This window comes from Metabacillus herbersteinensis (assembly GCF_042433335.1).
GTDB lineage: Bacteria > Bacillota > Bacilli > Bacillales > Bacillaceae > Metabacillus > Metabacillus herbersteinensis.
In genome coordinates, this window is record NZ_JBHLVO010000020.1 from 14,444 (window position 1) to 33,179 (window position 18,736).

At 34.5% G+C, this 18,736-nt stretch carries 22 protein-coding genes and 1 pseudogene; 18 read left to right on the forward strand and 5 right to left on the reverse strand.

Going from position 1 to position 18,736, the window contains the following annotated elements; translation table 11 throughout:
- The first annotated feature begins 28 nt into the window (after nucleotides 1-28).
- From ACFFIX_RS18555 to ACFFIX_RS18565, 3 genes are all read left to right on the forward strand, one after another.
- Nucleotides 29-1,024, forward strand: coding sequence for a 2-hydroxyacid dehydrogenase (locus ACFFIX_RS18555; protein ID WP_378936640.1), 996 nt, complete (start codon nucleotides 29-31; stop codon nucleotides 1,022-1,024).
- Nucleotides 1,025-1,070: 46 nt separating this feature from the next.
- Nucleotides 1,071-1,901 carry an aldo/keto reductase gene (locus ACFFIX_RS18560; RefSeq protein ID WP_378936642.1) on the forward strand — a complete coding sequence of 277 codons (831 nt, stop codon included), beginning with the start codon at nucleotides 1,071-1,073 and terminating at the stop codon, nucleotides 1,899-1,901.
- Nucleotides 1,902-2,171: 270 nt separating this feature from the next.
- On the forward strand, nucleotides 2,172-2,444 hold the full coding sequence (locus ACFFIX_RS18565; RefSeq protein WP_378936644.1) for a hypothetical protein: 273 nt from the start codon (nucleotides 2,172-2,174) through the stop codon (nucleotides 2,442-2,444).
- Between the two features lie 303 nt (nucleotides 2,445-2,747).
- Here the strand turns inward: ACFFIX_RS18565 and ACFFIX_RS18570 are convergent, their stop codons facing one another.
- Together ACFFIX_RS18570 and ACFFIX_RS18575 are read right to left on the reverse strand one after the other, a co-directional pair.
- Nucleotides 2,748-3,332 (reverse strand): class I SAM-dependent methyltransferase, encoded by a 585-nt coding sequence (locus ACFFIX_RS18570; RefSeq protein WP_378936646.1) that lies wholly within the window; start codon nucleotides 3,330-3,332, stop codon nucleotides 2,748-2,750.
- A 144-nt stretch (nucleotides 3,333-3,476) separates the two neighbouring features.
- Nucleotides 3,477-4,325, reverse strand: coding sequence for a metallophosphoesterase (locus ACFFIX_RS18575; protein ID WP_378936648.1), 849 nt, complete (start codon nucleotides 4,323-4,325; stop codon nucleotides 3,477-3,479).
- Between the two features lie 562 nt (nucleotides 4,326-4,887).
- Here ACFFIX_RS18575 and ACFFIX_RS18580 point away from each other — a divergent pair.
- From ACFFIX_RS18580 to wrbA, 6 genes are all read left to right on the forward strand, one after another.
- The gene (locus ACFFIX_RS18580; RefSeq protein ID WP_378936650.1) at nucleotides 4,888-5,316 is read left to right on the forward strand and encodes a MarR family winged helix-turn-helix transcriptional regulator; all 429 of its coding nucleotides are present in this window, start codon (nucleotides 4,888-4,890) and stop codon (nucleotides 5,314-5,316) included.
- 61 nt (nucleotides 5,317-5,377) lie between these two features.
- Nucleotides 5,378-5,779: a DoxX family protein gene (locus ACFFIX_RS18585; protein ID WP_378936652.1), complete on the forward strand. Its 402-nt coding sequence runs from the start codon at nucleotides 5,378-5,380 to the stop codon at nucleotides 5,777-5,779.
- A gap of 44 nt (nucleotides 5,780-5,823) precedes the next feature.
- A complete protein-coding gene (locus tag ACFFIX_RS18590) occupies nucleotides 5,824-5,949 on the forward strand; it encodes a VOC family protein (protein ID WP_378936654.1) in 126 nt (41 codons plus the stop codon).
- A gap of 53 nt (nucleotides 5,950-6,002) precedes the next feature.
- A complete protein-coding gene (locus tag ACFFIX_RS18595) occupies nucleotides 6,003-6,614 on the forward strand; it encodes an alpha/beta hydrolase (RefSeq protein WP_378936656.1) in 612 nt (203 codons plus the stop codon).
- Between the two features lie 32 nt (nucleotides 6,615-6,646).
- The gene (locus tag ACFFIX_RS18600) at nucleotides 6,647-7,066 is read left to right on the forward strand and encodes a DoxX family protein (protein WP_378936658.1); all 420 of its coding nucleotides are present in this window, start codon (nucleotides 6,647-6,649) and stop codon (nucleotides 7,064-7,066) included.
- A gap of 102 nt (nucleotides 7,067-7,168) precedes the next feature.
- A complete protein-coding gene (wrbA, locus tag ACFFIX_RS18605) occupies nucleotides 7,169-7,834 on the forward strand; it encodes an NAD(P)H:quinone oxidoreductase (RefSeq protein ID WP_378936660.1) in 666 nt (221 codons plus the stop codon).
- A 102-nt stretch (nucleotides 7,835-7,936) separates the two neighbouring features.
- Here wrbA and ACFFIX_RS18610 read toward each other — a convergent pair whose 3' ends face one another.
- Complete coding sequence (locus ACFFIX_RS18610; RefSeq protein WP_378936662.1) at nucleotides 7,937-8,974, reverse strand: acyltransferase; 1,038 nt, start codon at nucleotides 8,972-8,974, stop codon at nucleotides 7,937-7,939.
- 188 nt (nucleotides 8,975-9,162) lie between these two features.
- Here ACFFIX_RS18610 and ACFFIX_RS18615 point away from each other — a divergent pair, with 188 nt between their 5' ends.
- Both ACFFIX_RS18615 and ACFFIX_RS18620 read left to right on the forward strand, forming a co-directional pair.
- Nucleotides 9,163-9,546 (forward strand): VOC family protein, encoded by a 384-nt coding sequence (locus tag ACFFIX_RS18615; protein WP_378936664.1) that lies wholly within the window; start codon nucleotides 9,163-9,165, stop codon nucleotides 9,544-9,546.
- Between the two features lie 250 nt (nucleotides 9,547-9,796).
- Nucleotides 9,797-10,018, forward strand: a pseudogene (locus ACFFIX_RS18620) (ABC transporter); the annotation flags it as partial.
- A 341-nt stretch (nucleotides 10,019-10,359) separates the two neighbouring features.
- Here ACFFIX_RS18620 and ACFFIX_RS18625 read toward each other — a convergent pair.
- Complete coding sequence (locus ACFFIX_RS18625) at nucleotides 10,360-11,382, reverse strand: L,D-transpeptidase family protein (RefSeq protein WP_378936666.1); 1,023 nt, start codon at nucleotides 11,380-11,382, stop codon at nucleotides 10,360-10,362.
- Nucleotides 11,383-11,736: 354 nt separating this feature from the next.
- Here ACFFIX_RS18625 and ACFFIX_RS18630 point away from each other — a divergent pair, with 354 nt between their 5' ends.
- The 5 genes from ACFFIX_RS18630 to ACFFIX_RS18650 all read left to right on the forward strand — a co-directional run bounded on the left by ACFFIX_RS18630 (nucleotide 11,737) and on the right by ACFFIX_RS18650 (nucleotide 16,051).
- Nucleotides 11,737-12,237, forward strand: coding sequence for a DinB family protein (locus ACFFIX_RS18630; protein ID WP_378936668.1), 501 nt, complete (start codon nucleotides 11,737-11,739; stop codon nucleotides 12,235-12,237).
- A 193-nt stretch (nucleotides 12,238-12,430) separates the two neighbouring features.
- On the forward strand, nucleotides 12,431-12,970 hold the full coding sequence (locus ACFFIX_RS18635; protein ID WP_378936670.1) for a DUF1572 domain-containing protein: 540 nt from the start codon (nucleotides 12,431-12,433) through the stop codon (nucleotides 12,968-12,970).
- A gap of 335 nt (nucleotides 12,971-13,305) precedes the next feature.
- A complete protein-coding gene (locus ACFFIX_RS18640; protein WP_378936672.1) occupies nucleotides 13,306-14,145 on the forward strand; it encodes a DUF4037 domain-containing protein in 840 nt (279 codons plus the stop codon).
- Nucleotides 14,146-14,536: 391 nt separating this feature from the next.
- The gene (locus ACFFIX_RS18645; RefSeq protein WP_378936674.1) at nucleotides 14,537-15,430 is read left to right on the forward strand and encodes a PhzF family phenazine biosynthesis isomerase; all 894 of its coding nucleotides are present in this window, start codon (nucleotides 14,537-14,539) and stop codon (nucleotides 15,428-15,430) included.
- Nucleotides 15,431-15,616: 186 nt separating this feature from the next.
- The gene (locus tag ACFFIX_RS18650) at nucleotides 15,617-16,051 is read left to right on the forward strand and encodes an SRPBCC family protein (RefSeq protein ID WP_378936676.1); all 435 of its coding nucleotides are present in this window, start codon (nucleotides 15,617-15,619) and stop codon (nucleotides 16,049-16,051) included.
- A 230-nt stretch (nucleotides 16,052-16,281) separates the two neighbouring features.
- Here ACFFIX_RS18650 and ACFFIX_RS18655 read toward each other — a convergent pair whose 3' ends face one another.
- Nucleotides 16,282-16,548, reverse strand: a complete 267-nt coding sequence (locus ACFFIX_RS18655) for a hypothetical protein (protein WP_378936678.1) — start codon at nucleotides 16,546-16,548, stop codon at nucleotides 16,282-16,284.
- A gap of 169 nt (nucleotides 16,549-16,717) precedes the next feature.
- Between ACFFIX_RS18655 and ACFFIX_RS18660 the strand changes: the two genes are divergently transcribed.
- Together ACFFIX_RS18660 and ACFFIX_RS18665 are read left to right on the forward strand one after the other, a co-directional pair.
- Entirely contained in the window at nucleotides 16,718-18,187 is a 1,470-nt protein-coding gene (locus tag ACFFIX_RS18660) for an FAD-binding oxidoreductase (protein ID WP_378936680.1), read from the forward strand.
- Between the two features lie 10 nt (nucleotides 18,188-18,197).
- On the forward strand, nucleotides 18,198-18,719 hold the full coding sequence (locus ACFFIX_RS18665) for a hypothetical protein (RefSeq protein ID WP_378936682.1): 522 nt from the start codon (nucleotides 18,198-18,200) through the stop codon (nucleotides 18,717-18,719).
- Nucleotides 18,720-18,736: the final 17 nt, after the last annotated feature.

The window sequence follows — 18,736 nt, forward strand, 5'->3', positions numbered from 1 at the left end:
AGCCTGACGAAATAATAGGAGGAACGGGATGAAACCTAAAGTATTTATTGCAAAGCCTATTCCTAAGGAAGTAGAAGAATATATTTCTCACTATTGCGAATATAAAATTTGGGATCAGCAGGAACCGATTCCAAAGGATATTCTCCTAAATGAGGTCGCTGAAGTGGATGGACTTTTAACTCCAAAAGGGGTAATAACGAAGGATTTTTTAGAAAAAGCCCCCAAGTTAAAAATTGTCAGTAATATTGCGGTAGGCTATGATGCCTTTGACCTTACTGCCATGAAGGAGAGAGGAGTAATAGGTACCCATACTCCATACGTGCTCGATGAAGCTGTAGCCGATTTGGCTTTTGGATTAATTTTAGACTCTTCAAGAAGAATTAGCGAATTTAATCATTTTGTTAAGGATGGAAAATGGAAACAATCACTCGATCGTGCAGAGTGGTTTGGCCAGGATGTCCACCATGCCACAGTAGGGATTATTGGAATGGGACGAATTGGAGAAAAGATTGCCAGAAGAGCTGCACTAGGATTTGAAATGAACGTTCTGTATAACAGTACGAGAAAAAAACCGGAGTTAGAAGAGAAATACGGAATGGTTTATAGTGAGATCAATCCTTTATTAGAACGATCAGATTTTGTATTAGTGATGCTCCCGCTGAAGGATTCTACCTATCACTTTATCGGGGAAGAGCAGTTTCGTTTAATGAAATCTAACGCGATTTTTGTTAATTGTTCAAGAGGCCAGGTTGTTGATGAAAAAGCGTTAATCAAAGCATTGCAAGAGGGCCAGATTCGCGGCGCGGGTCTTGATGTATTTGAAGTGGAGCCAGTTGCTATAGACAATCCGCTATTGAAAATGGACAATGTCGTGACACTTCCGCATATTGGTTCCGCTACAGAAAAAACTAGATTCGATATGGCGATGAAGGCGGCAGAGAACCTTGTCGCCGGTGTAACAGGCCAAGTGCCGGAAAACGTTGTACCCGAATTGCAGAGTCTCGTAAAATCTCCAAGTGCATAAGATTCGGGAAAATAAATGCTAAATCATTTAAATAGGAGGAAAAAAATTGATAAAAAATATACAAGATACGACGACGTTGAACAATGGAGTAAAAATGCCTTGGTTGGGCTTTGGCGTTTTTAAGGTGGAAGATGGGCAGGTTGTTGTTGATGCAGTGAAATCAGCGATAAAGAATGGATATCGCAGCATCGATACAGCGGCCTTCTATGATAACGAACAAGGTGTGGGCCAAGGGATTAAGGAATCTGGTGTACCAAGAGAGGAATTATTTATTACATCGAAGGTTTGGAATGCTGATCAGGGGTATGAATCGACATTACAAGCATTCGAAACAAGCCTTAAAAAGCTTGGTTTAGATTATCTTGATCTTTATCTGGTTCACTGGCCGGTGAAGGATAAATATAAAGAAACGTGGAGAGCGTTAGAGAAGGTTTATAAGGAAGGAAAGGTCCGTTCCATTGGTGTGAGTAATTTCAACATCCACCATTTAGAAGACCTTTTAAAGGATAGTGAAGTAAAGCCGGTTATCAATCAAGTTGAGTACCATCCACATTTAACACAAGTTGAACTACGTGAATTTTGTGAAAAGCAAGAGATTCAGCTTGAAGCATGGTCTCCATTAAAAAAGGGCATTCTACTAAGTGAACCTGCCATTGTCGAGATTGCAAACAAGCATCAAAAAACTCCATCACAAGTGATTTTACGATGGGATTTACAAAATAAAGTGGTGACTATTCCAAAATCAATAAAGGAACATCGTATCATCGAAAACGCGAATCTATTTGATTTCAGCCTATTAGAGGAAGAAATGGAAAAAATCAATTCGCTTAACAAAAATGACCGCACTGGTGCCGACCCAGATAACTTCAACTTTTAATGATCATTCTATTAGGCTTACGTTAAAGATACTTATTTTAGACTCTATCGAATAACGAACAACAGAGTCTTTCGTTTAGGGATAAATCTCTCGTGTATCTATACAAAAATTGGTGGAGATCTCGAAAAAGTCCCAATAGGGTAAACCCTGAACTATGACCCGACCCGAATAATGGACACCTTGTAAAAAAGGACCATTATTCGGGTTTTTTGTGTGTTGTCATTCAAAAAATCCGTTTATAATCAATTTATAATATAAACGGGGGATTACATGAGCAAGATTATTTTCAATGAGCTTCAACTAAAACAGTTAGAGAACAATCCAAATATTTTACAACTTACTGAGCGATCTATTACCTATCATCCTGACTTTAAAATCAAAGCCGTACAAGAAAATCTTAATGGGAAAGGACCCTACCAAATTTTTTCCGAGCACGATTTTGATATGACAACTATCGGTTCGGGTAAACCAAAGAAATGCCTAGTACTTTGGCGGAAAACGTACAGATTATTTGGAGAGGGATGGCTTGCGTACGGATCGTAAAGGTAGTGGTAGTACTGGTAGACCTGCCTCAAAAGAACAGACAATAGAGGATAAACTCAAAAAAGCAGAAGCGAAAATAAAACTTAATGGTTTTATCAAAAATCTACCTTTTATTTGGGGATTTCAAAGGAGTTAAAACTATTTGTTAGACAGACTCACGTACGGTGGTGTGAGAGGTCGGGGGTTAATCACCCCCTCCTACTCGATTACATTGGTAAAAATTTTTTTGGAATTTCTATTCAGTAATTTTGCAACGAATAAAACATCATTTTAAGATTTTCTAATTATTGATCGGGGAAATTATTAAATATAAGAAGCATAGAAAAAAACTTCATTATAAAAGTAGCACTTCCTATACTTTTTTAATACTTTTGACTGAAATCCATATTCATTAAATAAATTCAAGTAGCCTTCTTCATTTCTTATGTACTTTCCTTTATCATGTGTCGCCATATACCAATTACAAATCGATTTTTGATCTGTAAAGCAAGGCTCCATCACAATGATTGCCCCTGAATTTAGTGTAAGAATTCTTTGGAATTCTTTCATATACATCTTGATTTGTTCACAAGGAATATGATGTAGAACAGCTATTATTAAAATCATATCAACCGAATGATCTTCTAAAGGGATTCGATCACCTGTAAAAACATTAAAGGAATATTCAGGGTATACTTTTTTGGCATAATGAACTCTCTTTTCATCAGGATCTATTCCAAAATAATGACTAGGTTTACTCAACGTACAATTGGACCCAATACCAGCCCCAAAATCAAGGAGAACTCTATTATCAAGCTCAAAATGTTCTTTTACATGTCGGTGAATATATTTATTCGTACTCCATTTTGGCCTAACTAACCAATGGTATAACGAAGGAGAAAGTTCCATTATATGTCGCTCCTTTAACTAATTTACTAGTAGGTTGCGTTATATTAGAATCTTCTCTCGTGAATATTAATGGTAATTCGGATTGTTGAATTGTAAAAATCATATGTATTAAAAAAAGAAGGAGCTTGGAATAGCTCCTTTTCATTAGATTACATTTGTTTTTTCTATTACATCAACCTTTAACGGTAATTCATGAATCGTAATTTCTGGACGACTTCCTATACGAATATTAAAAGATGTTTGTCCTAACCCTTCATTGATATAAAATGGATTTCCATCCTGAATATGAAGGCCTTTAATAATATTCATTCTAGCTAACTTACCCATTTTAACAAGATGATAAGCTTTTGGATAGCAAATCTGACCACCATGGAAATGTCCTGATAACAAGTAGTCAAAATGATAATCTTTCATATGAAGAACGATATTAGGATCATGTGTTAATATTAGATTAGTCCCTAGCTTAATTCCTTTATATGAAGCTGATAAATCACTTCGTTTTGTACTAAAGTCGTCAATTCCAATAATATTTAGAGGCTTCCCTTGAACAGTAATCATTTCATTTGTGTTCTTCATAACCTTACAGTTATATTTTTCAAGGATAGCGATTAATTTTGAAAGATCCTTACGTAAAAGATAATCATGGTTACCAAGGACAGCATAAATACCATATTTTGCGTTTAATTTATTTAAAACTTCTAGATAAGGAATAAGCTTTGGAATCGTTCGTTTACGGTCGAGAAAATCACCAGTTAAAGCAATTAGGTCTATTTGTTCCTTCATTAGCTTTTCATAAAGCTGTTCGGGAGAAATTGATATTTTTTCAAGGTGTAGATCAGAAAGTTGGAGGATTTTTAATGTCGGTACATATCGTTCTGTATGATCTGTATCTATTTTAATTTTATTTATTACGACATCCTGTGTATTTTTGTATGCTTTTTTAAACAAATAAAAAAGAATGAAAGCTATTAACGTCAAAAAGATGAAATTCAATCTTTCACTCTCCTTCCATAAATGAATTATACCTGTTTAAACTTTAATTTGTTACGGTAATTGATGGTAAGAAATTAACTAAAAGCAGCTATGATAAAATGTAGCCTTTGAGAAAAAGGAAATGGTATGTTTGTTTCATTTTGTCTTGTTTTTTTGTGTTTACTTTGAGGTTTAATCTGGTGTTCTTAAAGTAACGATACAAGAGTTGAAGAAAGGGAGTTGCTGTGGCTCACCTTTTCTTATTGAACAACCGTAGAAGGTTCAATGGCTAGTTAACCAAAGAATGTCGCATTTCGAAAACAATATGCAATATAAAAGTAGCTTGTTCAACAATCGGGCGCATTTCTAATTTATGACACTGTTTTTCTTTATGGAACCATAATTTATATAATTTAGACTTAGTGTGGGGCTCATTTCAAAATGAAATGAGCCCTTAGATATAACATGAGATATAAAAAAAATGATATTGACAATAAAGTTTATATGAATTATTATTATCTCATATTCAAGATATTTTACTTTGAGATACTTTAATATAGAGTATTGTTGAGGAGGTGTAAACATGGAAAGGAAATGCTCAAATCATCCATTTTTAATGCTCATGCAAACGGCAAGGGTTTTTCATGAACAAATAAGGGATGATATGACCAAAAACAACTTAAGTATTACGGAGTTTTCAGTTTTAGAGGTACTTTTTCATAAGGGGAAGCAAACAATACAACAAATAGGTAAAAGCATACTGATCACGAGTGGTTCAATGACATATGTTATTGATAAATTAGAACAAAAAGGTTTAATAAAAAGGAATGCATGTCCTGAAGACCGTAGAGTTATACATGTAACAATAACAGATAATGGACTTAAATTGATGAATATATTAATGCCAAAACATGAAAAATTCGTTGATTATGCTTTTGATTCATTGAATCCTGATGAGGTAGAGAACTTGGTGTTTCTTTTGAAAAAAGTAAAAACAAGATTAGAAAAATAGTTCTTTTATTTCTTATATATCTTGAACATGAGATAAAATTAATTAAATTGGAGGAATTAAAATGATAGATATTGGCTTATTAATTATTAGATTGGTAATTGGTGTTTTATTCATTGGTCATGGTGCTCAAAAATTATTTGGCTGGTTCGGTGGTTATGGTTTAAAAGGAACAGGAGGTTGGTTTGAATCAATTGGTATGAAGCCTGGTGTAACAATGGCTCTTATTGCGGGATTAGCAGAACTTATTGGTGGAATTATATTTGCCTTAGGATTCTTAACGCCACTTGCTGGATTAATTATTGCTGGAACTATGGTGATAGCTATTGTGAAGGTGCATGGTCAAAATGGATTATGGGCAACATCAAATGGATATGAATATAATCTAACATTGCTTGCAGTTGCTATTGGTGTGGCTTTAATCGGTGCTGGTCAATATAGTCTTGATGCACTATTTTTATTCTAATATATCTCGAAATAGAGATACTTTAACTAAAGAGGTTTGTGCGAGTGGAAGATTTTATACATCTACTCTTTGAAATAGCAACTGACCTACCAGGTTTTGAGGTTGACGAGTCCAATAACGAACTAGGAAATATACTCATGATGCCGTCATGCTTAGAGTCAATACGTTAAAAATTAGAAGAAACCTTACCTTCAGTAGAGGTTGGTGTTCTGAAAGGAGATAAATGATGAAACACATTTTTCAAAAAGGGAAAGATTTATCAAAACCGACTTTACTATTACTTCATGGTACAGGTGGGAATGAGTTAGATCTATTGCCAATTGCTGGAATGGTCGATGATGAAGCCTCTGTATTAAGTGTCCGTGGAAATGTAATGGAAAATGGAATGCCACGTTTCTTTCGAAGAATAGCAGAAGGTATATTTGATGAAGAAGATCTAATTTTTCGAACGAAGGAATTGAATCTGTTTCTTGATGAAGCAGCACAGAAATATGATTTCCATAGAGATAATATGATTGCCATCGGTTATTCAAATGGAGCTAACATAGCCGCAAGCTTGCTCTTTCATTATCAACACGCATTAAAGGGTGCAATACTTCATCACCCAATGGTACCTAGAAAAGGGATAGATCTCCCAAATTTATCAGGTAAATCCGTATTTATTGCAGCTGGAACAAATGACCCTATTTGCTCTGCGATTGAATCTGTTGAGTTACAATCTTTACTGGAAAATGCAAAGGCTAATGTAGTAATTCATTGGGAGAATAGAGGACATCAGCTAACAGCGGAAGAAGTTGAAACTGCAGCACAATGGTATCGAAACTTATTATCATAGGATTTATTAAAAAAATTTTGGAGGTTTAAGTTATGGATAAAACTGAATTAGGAGCACTAATATTACGTGTAACATTAGGAGTATTGTTCTTTATCCATGGATTAGTAAAATTCCAAGGTGGGATTCATAATATTGTAGGTTGGTTTGATAGTATTGGATTACCAGAATTCATGGCATATGGGGTTGCTTTAATAGAGATGGTTGGGGGTATCGCTTTAATCATTGGGTTAGCAACAAGACTTATTTCCGCCTTGTTTGCACTATTAATGATTGGGGCAACACTAAAAGTAAAACTATCAGTTGGCCTATTAGGAAATGGTCAAATGGCTGGTTATGAATTAGATTTAGCCTTTTTGGCAATGGCAGTTTATCTTGTGATTAATGGAAGTAAGGTATTATCAGTAAGTCAATTAATTTTTAATCGAGATACAAGCGTGACAAAATCAATTTAGAGTAAGAAGAGATAATATAAAAAACGAATAACTTTGGAAGAAATATAAAAGTTTAGTTTATAGAAAAGAGTAAATACACATACTATAGGCGGTGTTTAAATAATGGGTTTTTTATCTAAACTATTGGGGAATTCACCTAAAAAGGAGACAGAAAAAATGACAAATGTAAAATTAGCAGTAATTTATTACAGTTCTTCAGGTACAAATTATCAATTAGCTCAATGGGCAGAGGAAGGGGCTAAAGAAGTTGGTGCTGAAGTAAGAGTATTAAAAGTACCAGAAACAGCTCCCCAAGGCGCTATTGAATCAAACCCTGCATGGAAAGCGCATGTTGAAGCAACTAAAGATGTACCAGAAGTAAAATTAGATGACCTAGAGTGGGCAGATGCTATTATCTTCAGCGTTCCAACACGATTTGGAAATATGCCAGCACAAATGAAAGGATTCTTAGATACAACAGGTGGTTTATGGTTTAATGGTAAACTTGTTAATAAGGTAGTTAGTGCTATGACATCTGCACAAAATCCACATGGTGGCCAAGAAGCAACAATCCTATCACTTTATACAACAATGTACCATTGGGGTGCAATTGTTGCTGCTCCAGGTTATACTGATCCAGTTACTTTTGGTGCCGGTGGTAACCCTTATGGTACAAGTGTAACAGTTGATCAAAATGGAAAAATGATTGAAGATGTTCAAGCTGCAGTTAAGCATCAAGTGAAACGAACAGTATCAGTAGCAGAAATGGTGAAAAAAAGCAGTAAGTAATCTAAATTCATTCTCATATAAAAAGCTTTACTTCGTATTGAAGTAAAGCTTTTTGATGATTGTTTTCTAAGTCCCATGCTCTTTAATCGTTGTAAAATGGCACTAACTGGTTTTTACATACCTAAGTCTGTTTAAACATCTTTTTAAATATTGAAGTAGATCATAAGCTATATACGACATAGTAAATATAATGAGTGTCTTAAATAGCTTTAAGAATAAATTGTCAGATATATCATCCATATCTAACTCCAATAAAATTATATCAAAAATATTGATGAAGAATACATGAACAATATATATACCTAAAGCTCTTCCGCCTATTTTAGTAATGAACAAACCTTTCCCCAAAGTATTATTATTTAATACAAATAAAAAAAGAAATGAAGTTAAAAAAATAGTAGATAAAAAATATTCTCCATAGCCGCCTGATAGTACCTTATCTAATAAGTATCCTTCTGCCGCTTGAATAGCAGCGAAGATAAAAATTAATAATAAGTAGGTTTTTGCGGTTATTGCTTTTGCCTTTTTAAAGATCTTATTAAAAGCAAAGAAGAAGCCCAAAGTGGTATAAAAAAGACCAATAAATAAAGCATCACGGGTACTTAGAGGAAAATCATAGAACACTGAGTACGATTGTCCGAAAAGACCTATCAAGTTTAAAATTAGGCTTGCGATTAACAGAAGTCTTACTTTTTTAAACTTAAAGAACCCGAATAGAATGATAACACTCCAAATTAATGCCGGTAAAAACCACAACTGGTATCCGCTAGTCCCTCTTCCATAATAGATTAGGTCAAGAAACGAAAAATGATTAAAGTATTGCTCAAATTCATTTGGTGCATCAGCAGCTACTTTATAAATAATAAGAACATCATACATCATATAAAAGAAGAGCCAGCATACATATAGTTTGGTGATTCTTACAATATACCTTTTAAAATAATCAATTGAATCCTTTGTATGTATTATCTTTTTACCGAAAAAATAACCGGATGCAGTAAAGAAGAATGGAACCGCAAACCTCGAGAAGTTATCGAGAATAAATAATCCAATTTGGTTATCCCTTGGGAAAATATGAATGACTAAAACAGCAAATATTGCAAAAAATTTTATGAAGTCAATCGCGTTGTTTCTCTCCATTTTTTCGCCCCTTCAAACACTTTTACTAATTGCTCATATTATTTACAACAAAGAGCTTTTTATTTTTCTTTCTGAATCCGACCTTTAAAGAAGGTTGGTGAAATTTAGAAGGGATTGTGAATTAAAAGGATTATACATAGTGATTGTAGAAATTAGTAAGAACACCAAAACATTTAGGAGGGAAATTAATGATTAATAAAGTTGGTCAAATTATGTTGTATGTAAGAAACCAAGATGAGGCAGTGAATTTTTGGACAGAAAAAGTAGGGTTTAGCGTAATTTCTGATGAAGATAACGGTCAAGGAATGAGATGGATTGAAATAGCCCCAACAAAGGAAGTTGAAACGAGTATTATACTTCATAATAAAGAATTAATTGCCAAAATGTCGCCTGGATTAAATCTTGGTACACCTTCGTTAATGTTTTTCACGGAAAATCTCGATAAGTTACATAACGATTTATCAAGTAAAAATATCACTGTCGGGGAAATTGTAAATATGCCTTCTGGCAGAGTATTTAACTTTGCCGATGGTGAAAAAAATTATTTTGCAGTCATGGAAAAGAGTGAATAACAATCATTTTTTTTGAACGAAAGGGCGCGAAAGTTAAACAATGGGGTTGCCAAAGCAACTCCTATTTATTATTGCGCTAAAGGAGCATGAACGTGGCAGTTTGTTAAACTAGAATTATAGGAACTTTTTCTCTTCAGACCGTAAATAACAACTGGAGGTAAAAAATTATACTAGCATTCATTTGGTTTATAGTAGGCGTTGTTGCTTTTATAATTGACTTGCCCTATCAAATCAAGTAAGTGGAACCAATAAAGGTGGCATCTTAAAAAGCTTATCGCCAATGGCACGTGTGATTTATGGTGAATACGAATCTGATACAATTGCACCCGCCATCGCCATTGATCTTGAAAGACACTTGTATAGTCAATATAGTTTTCTCTATGAAATGGGTGGACTGATTAACCATATTGTGGAATCTCATCCGACAAATAAAGATACGAGAAGCTTCGATTTCTATTATCAAGAAAATCATTTATCGAAGCAATAAGTAGCAAAAATCTGATAACAATCTGTGATTTTGCCAATATTGCCGAAACTAGAGAAACAATTATTGATAAATTTTCAATCGTATCCGTGAGTTGAATAAACGAGATATGATGGAGGTTTATCAATGCCTTGAGCAAAATAATTAAATTAGAAATAGTAAAACAAGCCATATTTTAATACAAAGCTAGATGTCAGCCAGTGATAGAAAACTCATTTGCAATAATGAATTGCAAATGAGTTTTTATAGAAATGCGATTCACATTTATACAAGGATGAAAAATGAAAGAAAACTAGGTAGATTTCAACATCTGCCTAGTTTTTTTAATATTATATCCCAAGTGCTTTTTTCGTAACAGGACCAACAATACCATCTACAGACAGGTTTTTGGATTTTTGGAAAGAACGAACTGCTTTGTATGTGTTAGAACCAAATATCCCGTCTACTCCTTTGGTGTTGTAGCCTTTTGCAGTAAGTGTACTTTGAAGTGTTTTTACTCCGGATCCATGACTGCCCATTTTTAAAGTACCGCTGATTGTTCCTGTGGATGGTTTATCAGGTGATGACGGTGGCTTTGTTCCACTAGTTCCACCTAGTGCTTTTCTTGTTACGGGACCCACAACACCATCCACTGTTAAGCGGCGGGATTTTTGAAACTGACGAACTGCCTGATCTGTATTATTTCCGAACGCTCCGTCAATACCTTTGGTGGTAAAGCCAAGAGAAGTAAGTTTTCGTTGCAGATCTTCAACTGCCGGACCTCGGCTACCTTTTTTCAGAATCGAGCTATTATTCATGGCAGGAACAGAAGGTGATACTGAACTCGCAGTCACTTTGTATCCGTTCGATGCAGCAATAGAATCAAAGGACTTACTTGTAGAAGTAATAATAACTGTTGTGTTGGTCGGCACTTGACTGAACAACCATTCTACTTCATTGTCGAACATTCGAACACAACCACTACTAACGTATCCACCAATTGAGTTCGGATTGTTATTGCCATGAATGGCATACGTTGTACCATATGTTCCCCTCGCATTTATTCCTAACCAGCGGTTGCCAAGTGGATTTCGCGGATCACCACCTGGAATGTTGTCCTTGTAGTAAGGTCTGTTCACAATTTTATTCACAATCTTGAACTTTCCTTCAGGTGTGAGCGATTGACTTCTGCCTGTGCCCACCCTAAACACTTTTTTCAGCTGACTGTTTTCATAATATGCAAGCTGATTATTGCTCTTGTTGATGATAATGAATTTGCTACCTGCTGCGGATGCAGAACTCAACTCTAAACTAAAAATCATCAGAAAAGATAACACAAAAAGAATAAACGTTTTTTTAATCACAGTGACCATCCCCCTTATTCACTCTGTATTCAACCTATATAACGAAGTATATTTCAAGATTGTTACATAAATTAACAATATTTTGAAAATAAAAAACGTTAAGATTATTTAATCGGGCACGTTTATTTAGGTACGCGTCTATTTCGTGTGTTGGGCCACTTTGTTTAACAAGGGAAGGTATTAATTATGGACTTAATAGAAATAAAAGATAAAGAAGCTGATTATTTTTGTGGAAGGCAATCAATGAGATGATCAGAAGAACACTCAAACTTTAAAGTGCGAGGGTCAGACCCCTTTAAAGGAATTTCGTTGTAATGTGTGGAATATATGGAAAGACTGAAAGTTCATAAGGAGGAATGTAAAATGTATCATACGATTGAAGAATTTGTGACGAATTGGAGTCATGAAGCAAACTCTACACAAAAGATTATGGATGTTTTAACCGATGATTCACTGAAGCAGGAGGTGGCTCAAGATCACCGGACATTAGGAAAACTCGCTTATCATATTGTTACTTCCCTTCATGAAATGATGTCTCGAACAGGGCTTGTCTTTGAAGCAGCAAAGCATGAAAATGTTCCCACTTCAGCTAAAGAAATAGCAAACAGCTACCGTCAAGCGAGCGAGTCTATGGTTGCAGCCATAAAAGAACAATGGACAGACGAGTCATTGAAGGAAGTAAAAGATATGTACGGAGAACATTGGCCAAATGGACTTACTCTATCAATACTAAACAGTCACCAAATTCATCATCGTGGGCAGATGTCGATTTTGATGCGCCAAGCAGGGTTAAAAGTACCTGGTATGTACGGGCCTTCACTTGAAGAATGGCAAGAATATGGGATGGAAACACCAACTGTTTAATGAAGTGCCATAGCAATAAAGTCAATTAATTTTATAGCTGTATACGAAAGCCAACGCTACTTTTGTAGAATTGGCTTTCGTATGTAAAAATAAAACCAGTCTTCCGTTATCGGGACATAGAGAAATATTAAGATTTAATAAGGAAGTCTATTTGCCAGCGGTTAAGACGTTTTAGTGGAAAGGGGTATGACTAATGAGCTTTGAAAGTGAATACTTAAAAGTAGTTCGAGAAAGGTTTAAAAGTGTTAAAGAGCTTGGAGATAAGACAATAAGTCAATTATCAGAAGAAGATATCCAATGGGTATTAAATAATGGATCAAATAGTGTTGGAGTTATCGTTAAACACTTGAGTGGAAATATGGTGTCTAGATGGACTGATCTTTTAACTTCCGATGGAGAAAAGTCATATAGGAATCGTGAACAAGAATTTGAAAATAATATATCCTCAAAGCAAGAATTGATAACAATTTGGGAAAAAGGCTGGAATAGACTTTTTGAAACATTAAGTGATTTAGGAGAACAAGATTTATTAAAGAATATATATATTCGTAGTGAAAGCCATACTGTACTTGAAGCAATAGAGAGACAGATGGCTCATTATTCTTATCATATTGGTCAAATTGTTTATATTGGCAAGCAATTAAAAGACGAGAACTGGAAGAGTCTTAGTATTCCTAAAGGAAAGTCAGAAGTATACTTAAAACAAATGAAGAACATACACCATGGAAAATAAAGAGTATTCTATAATACCAGCTAATAGAATCGATCTTCCGTTATAGGGCGCTTTCTTGTAAGAAGAATAGCGTTCATTTTTTATGTTAGGGCGCACTTTTAAAGTAGAGTTCGTCTATTTTGTTTATCGATAATTAACGAAATAAAGAAGGGTTTGTCGTTACATAAATAGAAAATATATTAACTTTATTCTCAAATCATTGGATTGATCGTAGAAAAACCTGCAATTGTAAATATTGGATTAAATTTATTAAATAACTGTTATTTTCCTCCCTATCGCGCTCCCTGATGCTAAAATTAGTAATATTCAAATTAGTTTAAAGGGGGACACATTAAATGAACAAAATAAGTGATGTAATCACAAAAATTTCTTCTTCCTTTTCAAAATTAGAAGAAGTTGAGGGTGTATTACTCTCAGGCTCTCTATCTACAGACGCAAAAGATGAACATTCAGATATTGATCTCTATGTTTATTGTGACCAAGAAATTTCTCCTGTTAAAAGAACCTCTTTATTGAATGCTTATTCTGATTACATGGAGATAAACAACCAATATTGGGAGACGGAAGATGATGGTGAACTAAGAGATCCTCAAATTGGTATTGAAATTATTTATAGAAATTACTCTTGGATTGAGCATGAATTACAAAAAACGTTGGTAGATTGTACGGCTAATGTAGGTTATACTACATGTTTTTGGAGTAATTATTTACACTCTAAAATAATGTATGATCGAGATGGACGATTTAAAAAACTGCATGAAATAGTATCAGTTGAGTTTCCAACACAACTTCAAGAGAATATCATCACAAAAAACTACCCCCTTTTAAGGAATAGTATTACGTCTTATTATTATCAAATTCAAAAGGCCCTGATGAGAAAGGATCTCATAAGTATCAATCATAGGGTAGCTGCCTTTCTTGCTAGTTATTTTGATGTGTTATTCGCAATAAATAAGCTACCACATCCAGGTGAGAAAAAATTAATCTCTATTATTAAGAAAGATTGTAAACTTATACCTCAAAATATGGAGGATAATATTAATAGCGTGTTAACCAATAACACTGATTCTTTGTTAGATGACATAAATACGTTACTTAATCATTTGGACACACTCTTAGAACAAGAACAATTATTACCGTCAGGTACCAAATATTTAATTGCAAAAAATAAATAAATACAGGCTGCAGAAAGGCTCTGTAATGAATCAATAGGAAGTTCAAAATCTATTATCATTCTTCTTCAATCGCGCGCTTATTCGAAACAGGGTAGTGCCTTTTTTTATTGAATAAAGTATTGAGTAAACCGTTTCATTCTATTGATGATGAAGTAATTGTGGTTGCCAATATACATCATGATGGTGAAGGAAATATAGTAAGAAGACAATAGCTAAAGATAGTTAACCATTATATAAAATTACGAGCGTCACTTTTTCAATAACGGTGCAAGTTAGCTTTTGAAAAAATACCTTAAAAGTAAAGGAAAGTAAGGTTTAAAAAGGAAGTATAGTATTAATATAGAATAAATTACAAATAAGTTTTGTACTGAATATAATGGGAGATGGTAAAGTGAAGTCGGTAAAAGTTTATCATTATGATGCATTTAGTAGTAACCCAAATAAAGGTAATCCAGCGGGTGTAGTTTTAGAAGGAAATGACCTAACAGAAAAAGAAATGCAAGAAATAGCACTAAATGTTGGGTTTAATGAAACAGCCTTTCCTGTTGAATCGGATGTAGCTGACCTTCGAATTCGTTATTTCACACCAGGACACGAAATGAACCTTTGCGGTCACGCAACAATGGCTACCATTTATGCACTAAAGTCTAAAAGACTATTAAAAGGTAAAAGCGATTTAACGATTGAAACAAAAGCAGGGATTTTACCAATAAGAATAAATTCAACTATAAATAATGAACTATACATAACTATGAAACAGGCTTCTCCACAGTTTGAAGAGTTTAGTGGTTCCAAGGAAGATTTAGCTTTTTCAATTGGACTTTGTAAAGAAGATATAGAATCTGAATTTCCTATTTTATATGGGAGTACAGGTGTATGGACTTTGTTAATTCCAATAAAAGAACTTAGCGCTTTCAAAAGGATGAAGCCTAACAATAAACTTTTTCCCAATATATTAAAGGAAATGCCAAAAGCGTCTGTTCACCCATTTTGTTTGGGAACCTATGATTCCGATGCACATATGCACGCTCGCCACTTTTCTTCTCCATTTTCAGGTACGATAGAAGACCCAGTTACAGGCACAGCTTCAGGGGTCATGGGGGCCTACTATGCAAAATACATAAAAAATGATAGTGATACTAATTTAAATCTTTTAATTGAACAGGGAAATGAAATCGAAAAAGATGGTAGAGTAAAAGTGTCAGTTACCAATAATAATGACACTTATCATATTGAGATTACAGGTAATGCTGTTTATGTTAAAGAATTTGAGGTCTCAATCTAAAATAAAACAAATTTCTTGTTGACCAAAGGTGCTTGAGTAAAAAAGGATTGGTGTGGTTATTAAGCAATAGGGCAGGTTGTGGAAGAAACTTCTTTACAAGTTATACGTAGACAAGAGGTATAAAATAATCTAATAGTACCGACCATTAAATATAGTAAACACAACGAAAGAGGGATGATTTAGGGTATGAACAACCTTACGAAATTTAAAATAGTAAAGCCAGCTAATGAAGTATTTGAAGCCTTTGTAGACCCTTCAAAAATCGGGAATTTTTGGTTCTCATCGAGTTCTGAGAGATGGGAACAAGGCAAGACGGTTACATTGAGATATGATGAATACGATGCTCAAGGGGATATAGAAGTATTGGAAGTCGAGATAAATAGGAAAATCGTGTTCCAGTGGGGTGCAAACGGAGAAGGACATATTGTTACGATTACGCTAAAAGAGTTGGATAATTTAAGTACAATTATTGAAGTTAACGAAGAAGGTTTTAAAGAAACAGATGATGAGTTTATTAGTCAATTGATAGATAATAAAGAAGGTTGGGTATATATGTTGACTTGTTTAAAGGGTTATTTGGAATTTGGTGTCAACAAATTGAGAGCAGGATTAGTTAAATAACTAAAGGAAATAAAGAAGGCGAAAATCAATATTTTTTTGAATTGTTTAAATCTCTATACTTAATTGGGTTAAAAGATAATGGACTTCTTTAACTAACTGGCGATTTTCCTGAAATAAGAATGCGTCTTGAACTTAAAAAGAAATCTGTTTGCTTGGTATTGCTTTTTTGACGCAAACTACGTAATTTAAGTGGAGAGCATAAATATTCTCTCCACTGATTAATTAGAATGCTATTCAGTAAATGAAATGGGAGATCCAGTTGAAGTATGATGATTAACCCAGTCAAGCGATACTTTTGATACTTCAGGCCAGTTAGGTATTTGTGATCTATGTTGTTCCACCCAGCTCATACAATATTGGGGGTCAATATTATTTTCTTGGCATTGTGCTAAGAACGACTGAATTGTTGTTTCCGTACAGTTTTGCCATGATCCACAAGTATTTATCCAAATATTTTCTAGACTCGTTTGTATAGATGGATTATTTTCATTAGACATATTGGATTCCTCCTTTGTTAAAAGTTAAGAATGATTTAAACACTACCAACAGTAAGTATGTCCAAGGATTGATAATATATTACTTCATAATAGAAACAAATGAGCAGAATGGAAATCTGTTGAGTTAGATTTCCAACTAACAACACAACTTATAAAAACAGGAGTTAATATGCAAACGATAACGGAAATATCTAAAAAACCGTGGTTTCTTGGGAGTCTAATTGTTGTTTTTTTTGTCGTGGTCTTATGGAACATACCAATTGAGAAACGAAAATATGGACTCTCTCAAAGTAATTTAGCAACAGACTATACAGGTCTTCTTCCTGAGCGTGTTGAACGTGTAGTTAAAGTAGAAAATCGCACTGAATTACAAAAGATTGTAATTGAGGCAAACGAAAAAGGCCAGCAAATTTCAGTGGCTGGATTACAGCACTCACAAGGCGGCCATACTTATTACAAAGATGGTGTCGTTCTTGATATGCGGGCATTCAATGATGTGTTAGAAATTGATGAGCAAGATAAAACCATACGAGTAGAAGCTGGAGCAACATGGGAAGATGTCCAGGAAGCCATAACACCTTATGGTTTAGCCTTAAAAGTGAACCAATCACAGTCGATTTTTTCGATAGGGGGATCGCTTTCAGTAAACGCTCACGGGCGAGATATTCGTTATGGTCCGATGGCAGGAACCGTAAAGGAAATGACTTTATTAACCCCTACAGGAGAAATCAATAGAGTAACACGAGACAGCTCTGAGGAATGGATGAAGTACGTTTTTGGCGGATATGGTTTATTCGGCGTGATTTTAGATGTGACCTTGGAACTAACGGAAAATGACGTATACAACATTCATACCGCAGAAATGAAAACAGACGAGTATGAATCCTATTTTACTAATTTAATAGATCATAAAGATACAGCTATGCACTATGCAAGGGTAAGTGTTGCTCCAAGTACCTTTTTAGATGAAATGTATGTGATTGATTACAACTACACAGGAAAACAGGATCAAAATACGCCTCTCAAAGGAGAACAAGGTGTTCGTCTAAGTAAGCTTACGCTTGATTTTGGACGACAAGGTGGATTTTTAGAGAATGTTTTTTGGGAAACTCAAAAACTATATATTGATTCAATCGACGGTAATACAATTAATAGAAATAATGCAATGCGCTCGGAATCCACATTCATGGAATTTACGATACCTGGACGAGTCGAAGTATTGCAAGAGTTTTTTATTCCAGTCCATTCTTACGAAGAATACATAAATGATGTAAAGCAATTGCTCATACCAAACGACAAAAATGAAGATTTTAAAGTACATAATATTACGGTGCGATATGCAGCAAAAGACAACCACACAAGTTTGAACTATGCCAAGAAAGATATGTTTGGTCTAGTTATTTTAATTCAACATGGATTAGAAGAAAAAGAGATTGCTAATGCCGAAGCTATTATCCAAGATTGGACCAGTTTAACCCTCGACTATGGAGGAACGTACTACCTCCCTTATTATCGTTACCAAACAAAAGAACAATTCATGAAGTCATATCCTGGTTGGGAAAGGTTCCAAGAAGAAAAATTACGAAAAGATCCAAATGAAGTCTTTCAAAATCTATTTTATGATCATTACATCAAGTAAAGGGGCACAAATGAAGAATAAAAGTGAACGGTATCTCCCTCTTGTGGTGACAGTGGGACAGGTCGCTATTTTTCCATATTATATTGTTTGGTTAAAAGAAGTGTCTTTGACCTTCACGTTATTTGCATGGTTATTTGCCGCATTTTCTTTTGCGGCTGCTTGGGGCTATCGAATCTTTCAGTCGAAAAAGAATAAGAATAATTCTTATATCTCATTTATTTACACAGGGATGGGTGTTGTCTATATACTTGTAGGCTGTATAAAAAATTCGCTTGAATTTCTTCCCTATGCTGCACTTCTATTGCAAATCATTTTAGGATTTTTACAGGGTTACTTTCGTGCATGGCATATAGAGCAAAAGACCTATCGATTACACACTGTTCATCACTATTTAATTGTCGGTGTTACTATGATTGGTTTTTCTTTTGTTAGAATTATTTCTCCTGTTGTCTTTATTACTGTTTTTGGGAGTTTGTTATGTGTTTGTGGCTTTTGGAGTTTTATTCGAAAAAAGAAAGCTGAAGTACTCTAGGAGGAGACTACGTGAAA

Coding starts and splice junctions, on each gene's coding strand:
- ACFFIX_RS18555 (WP_378936640.1), top strand. CDS start 29: ATGAAACCTAAAGTATTTATTGCAAAGCCTATTCCTAAGGAAGTAGAA.
- ACFFIX_RS18565 (WP_378936644.1), top strand. CDS start 2,172: ATGAGCAAGATTATTTTCAATGAGCTTCAACTAAAACAGTTAGAGAAC.
- ACFFIX_RS18570 (WP_378936646.1), bottom strand. CDS start 3,332: ATGGAACTTTCTCCTTCGTTATACCATTGGTTAGTTAGGCCAAAATGG.
- ACFFIX_RS18580 (WP_378936650.1), top strand. CDS start 4,888: ATGGAAAGGAAATGCTCAAATCATCCATTTTTAATGCTCATGCAAACG.
- ACFFIX_RS18585 (WP_378936652.1), top strand. CDS start 5,378: ATGATAGATATTGGCTTATTAATTATTAGATTGGTAATTGGTGTTTTA.
- ACFFIX_RS18595 (WP_378936656.1), top strand. CDS start 6,003: ATGATGAAACACATTTTTCAAAAAGGGAAAGATTTATCAAAACCGACT.
- ACFFIX_RS18600 (WP_378936658.1), top strand. CDS start 6,647: ATGGATAAAACTGAATTAGGAGCACTAATATTACGTGTAACATTAGGA.
- wrbA (WP_378936660.1), top strand. CDS start 7,169: ATGGGTTTTTTATCTAAACTATTGGGGAATTCACCTAAAAAGGAGACA.
- ACFFIX_RS18610 (WP_378936662.1), bottom strand. CDS start 8,974: ATGGAGAGAAACAACGCGATTGACTTCATAAAATTTTTTGCAATATTT.
- ACFFIX_RS18615 (WP_378936664.1), top strand. CDS start 9,163: ATGATTAATAAAGTTGGTCAAATTATGTTGTATGTAAGAAACCAAGAT.
- ACFFIX_RS18625 (WP_378936666.1), bottom strand. CDS start 11,382: ATGGTCACTGTGATTAAAAAAACGTTTATTCTTTTTGTGTTATCTTTT.
- ACFFIX_RS18630 (WP_378936668.1), top strand. CDS start 11,737: ATGTATCATACGATTGAAGAATTTGTGACGAATTGGAGTCATGAAGCA.
- ACFFIX_RS18635 (WP_378936670.1), top strand. CDS start 12,431: ATGAGCTTTGAAAGTGAATACTTAAAAGTAGTTCGAGAAAGGTTTAAA.
- ACFFIX_RS18640 (WP_378936672.1), top strand. CDS start 13,306: ATGAACAAAATAAGTGATGTAATCACAAAAATTTCTTCTTCCTTTTCA.
- ACFFIX_RS18650 (WP_378936676.1), top strand. CDS start 15,617: ATGAACAACCTTACGAAATTTAAAATAGTAAAGCCAGCTAATGAAGTA.
- ACFFIX_RS18655 (WP_378936678.1), bottom strand. CDS start 16,548: ATGTCTAATGAAAATAATCCATCTATACAAACGAGTCTAGAAAATATT.
- ACFFIX_RS18660 (WP_378936680.1), top strand. CDS start 16,718: ATGCAAACGATAACGGAAATATCTAAAAAACCGTGGTTTCTTGGGAGT.
- ACFFIX_RS18665 (WP_378936682.1), top strand. CDS start 18,198: ATGAAGAATAAAAGTGAACGGTATCTCCCTCTTGTGGTGACAGTGGGA.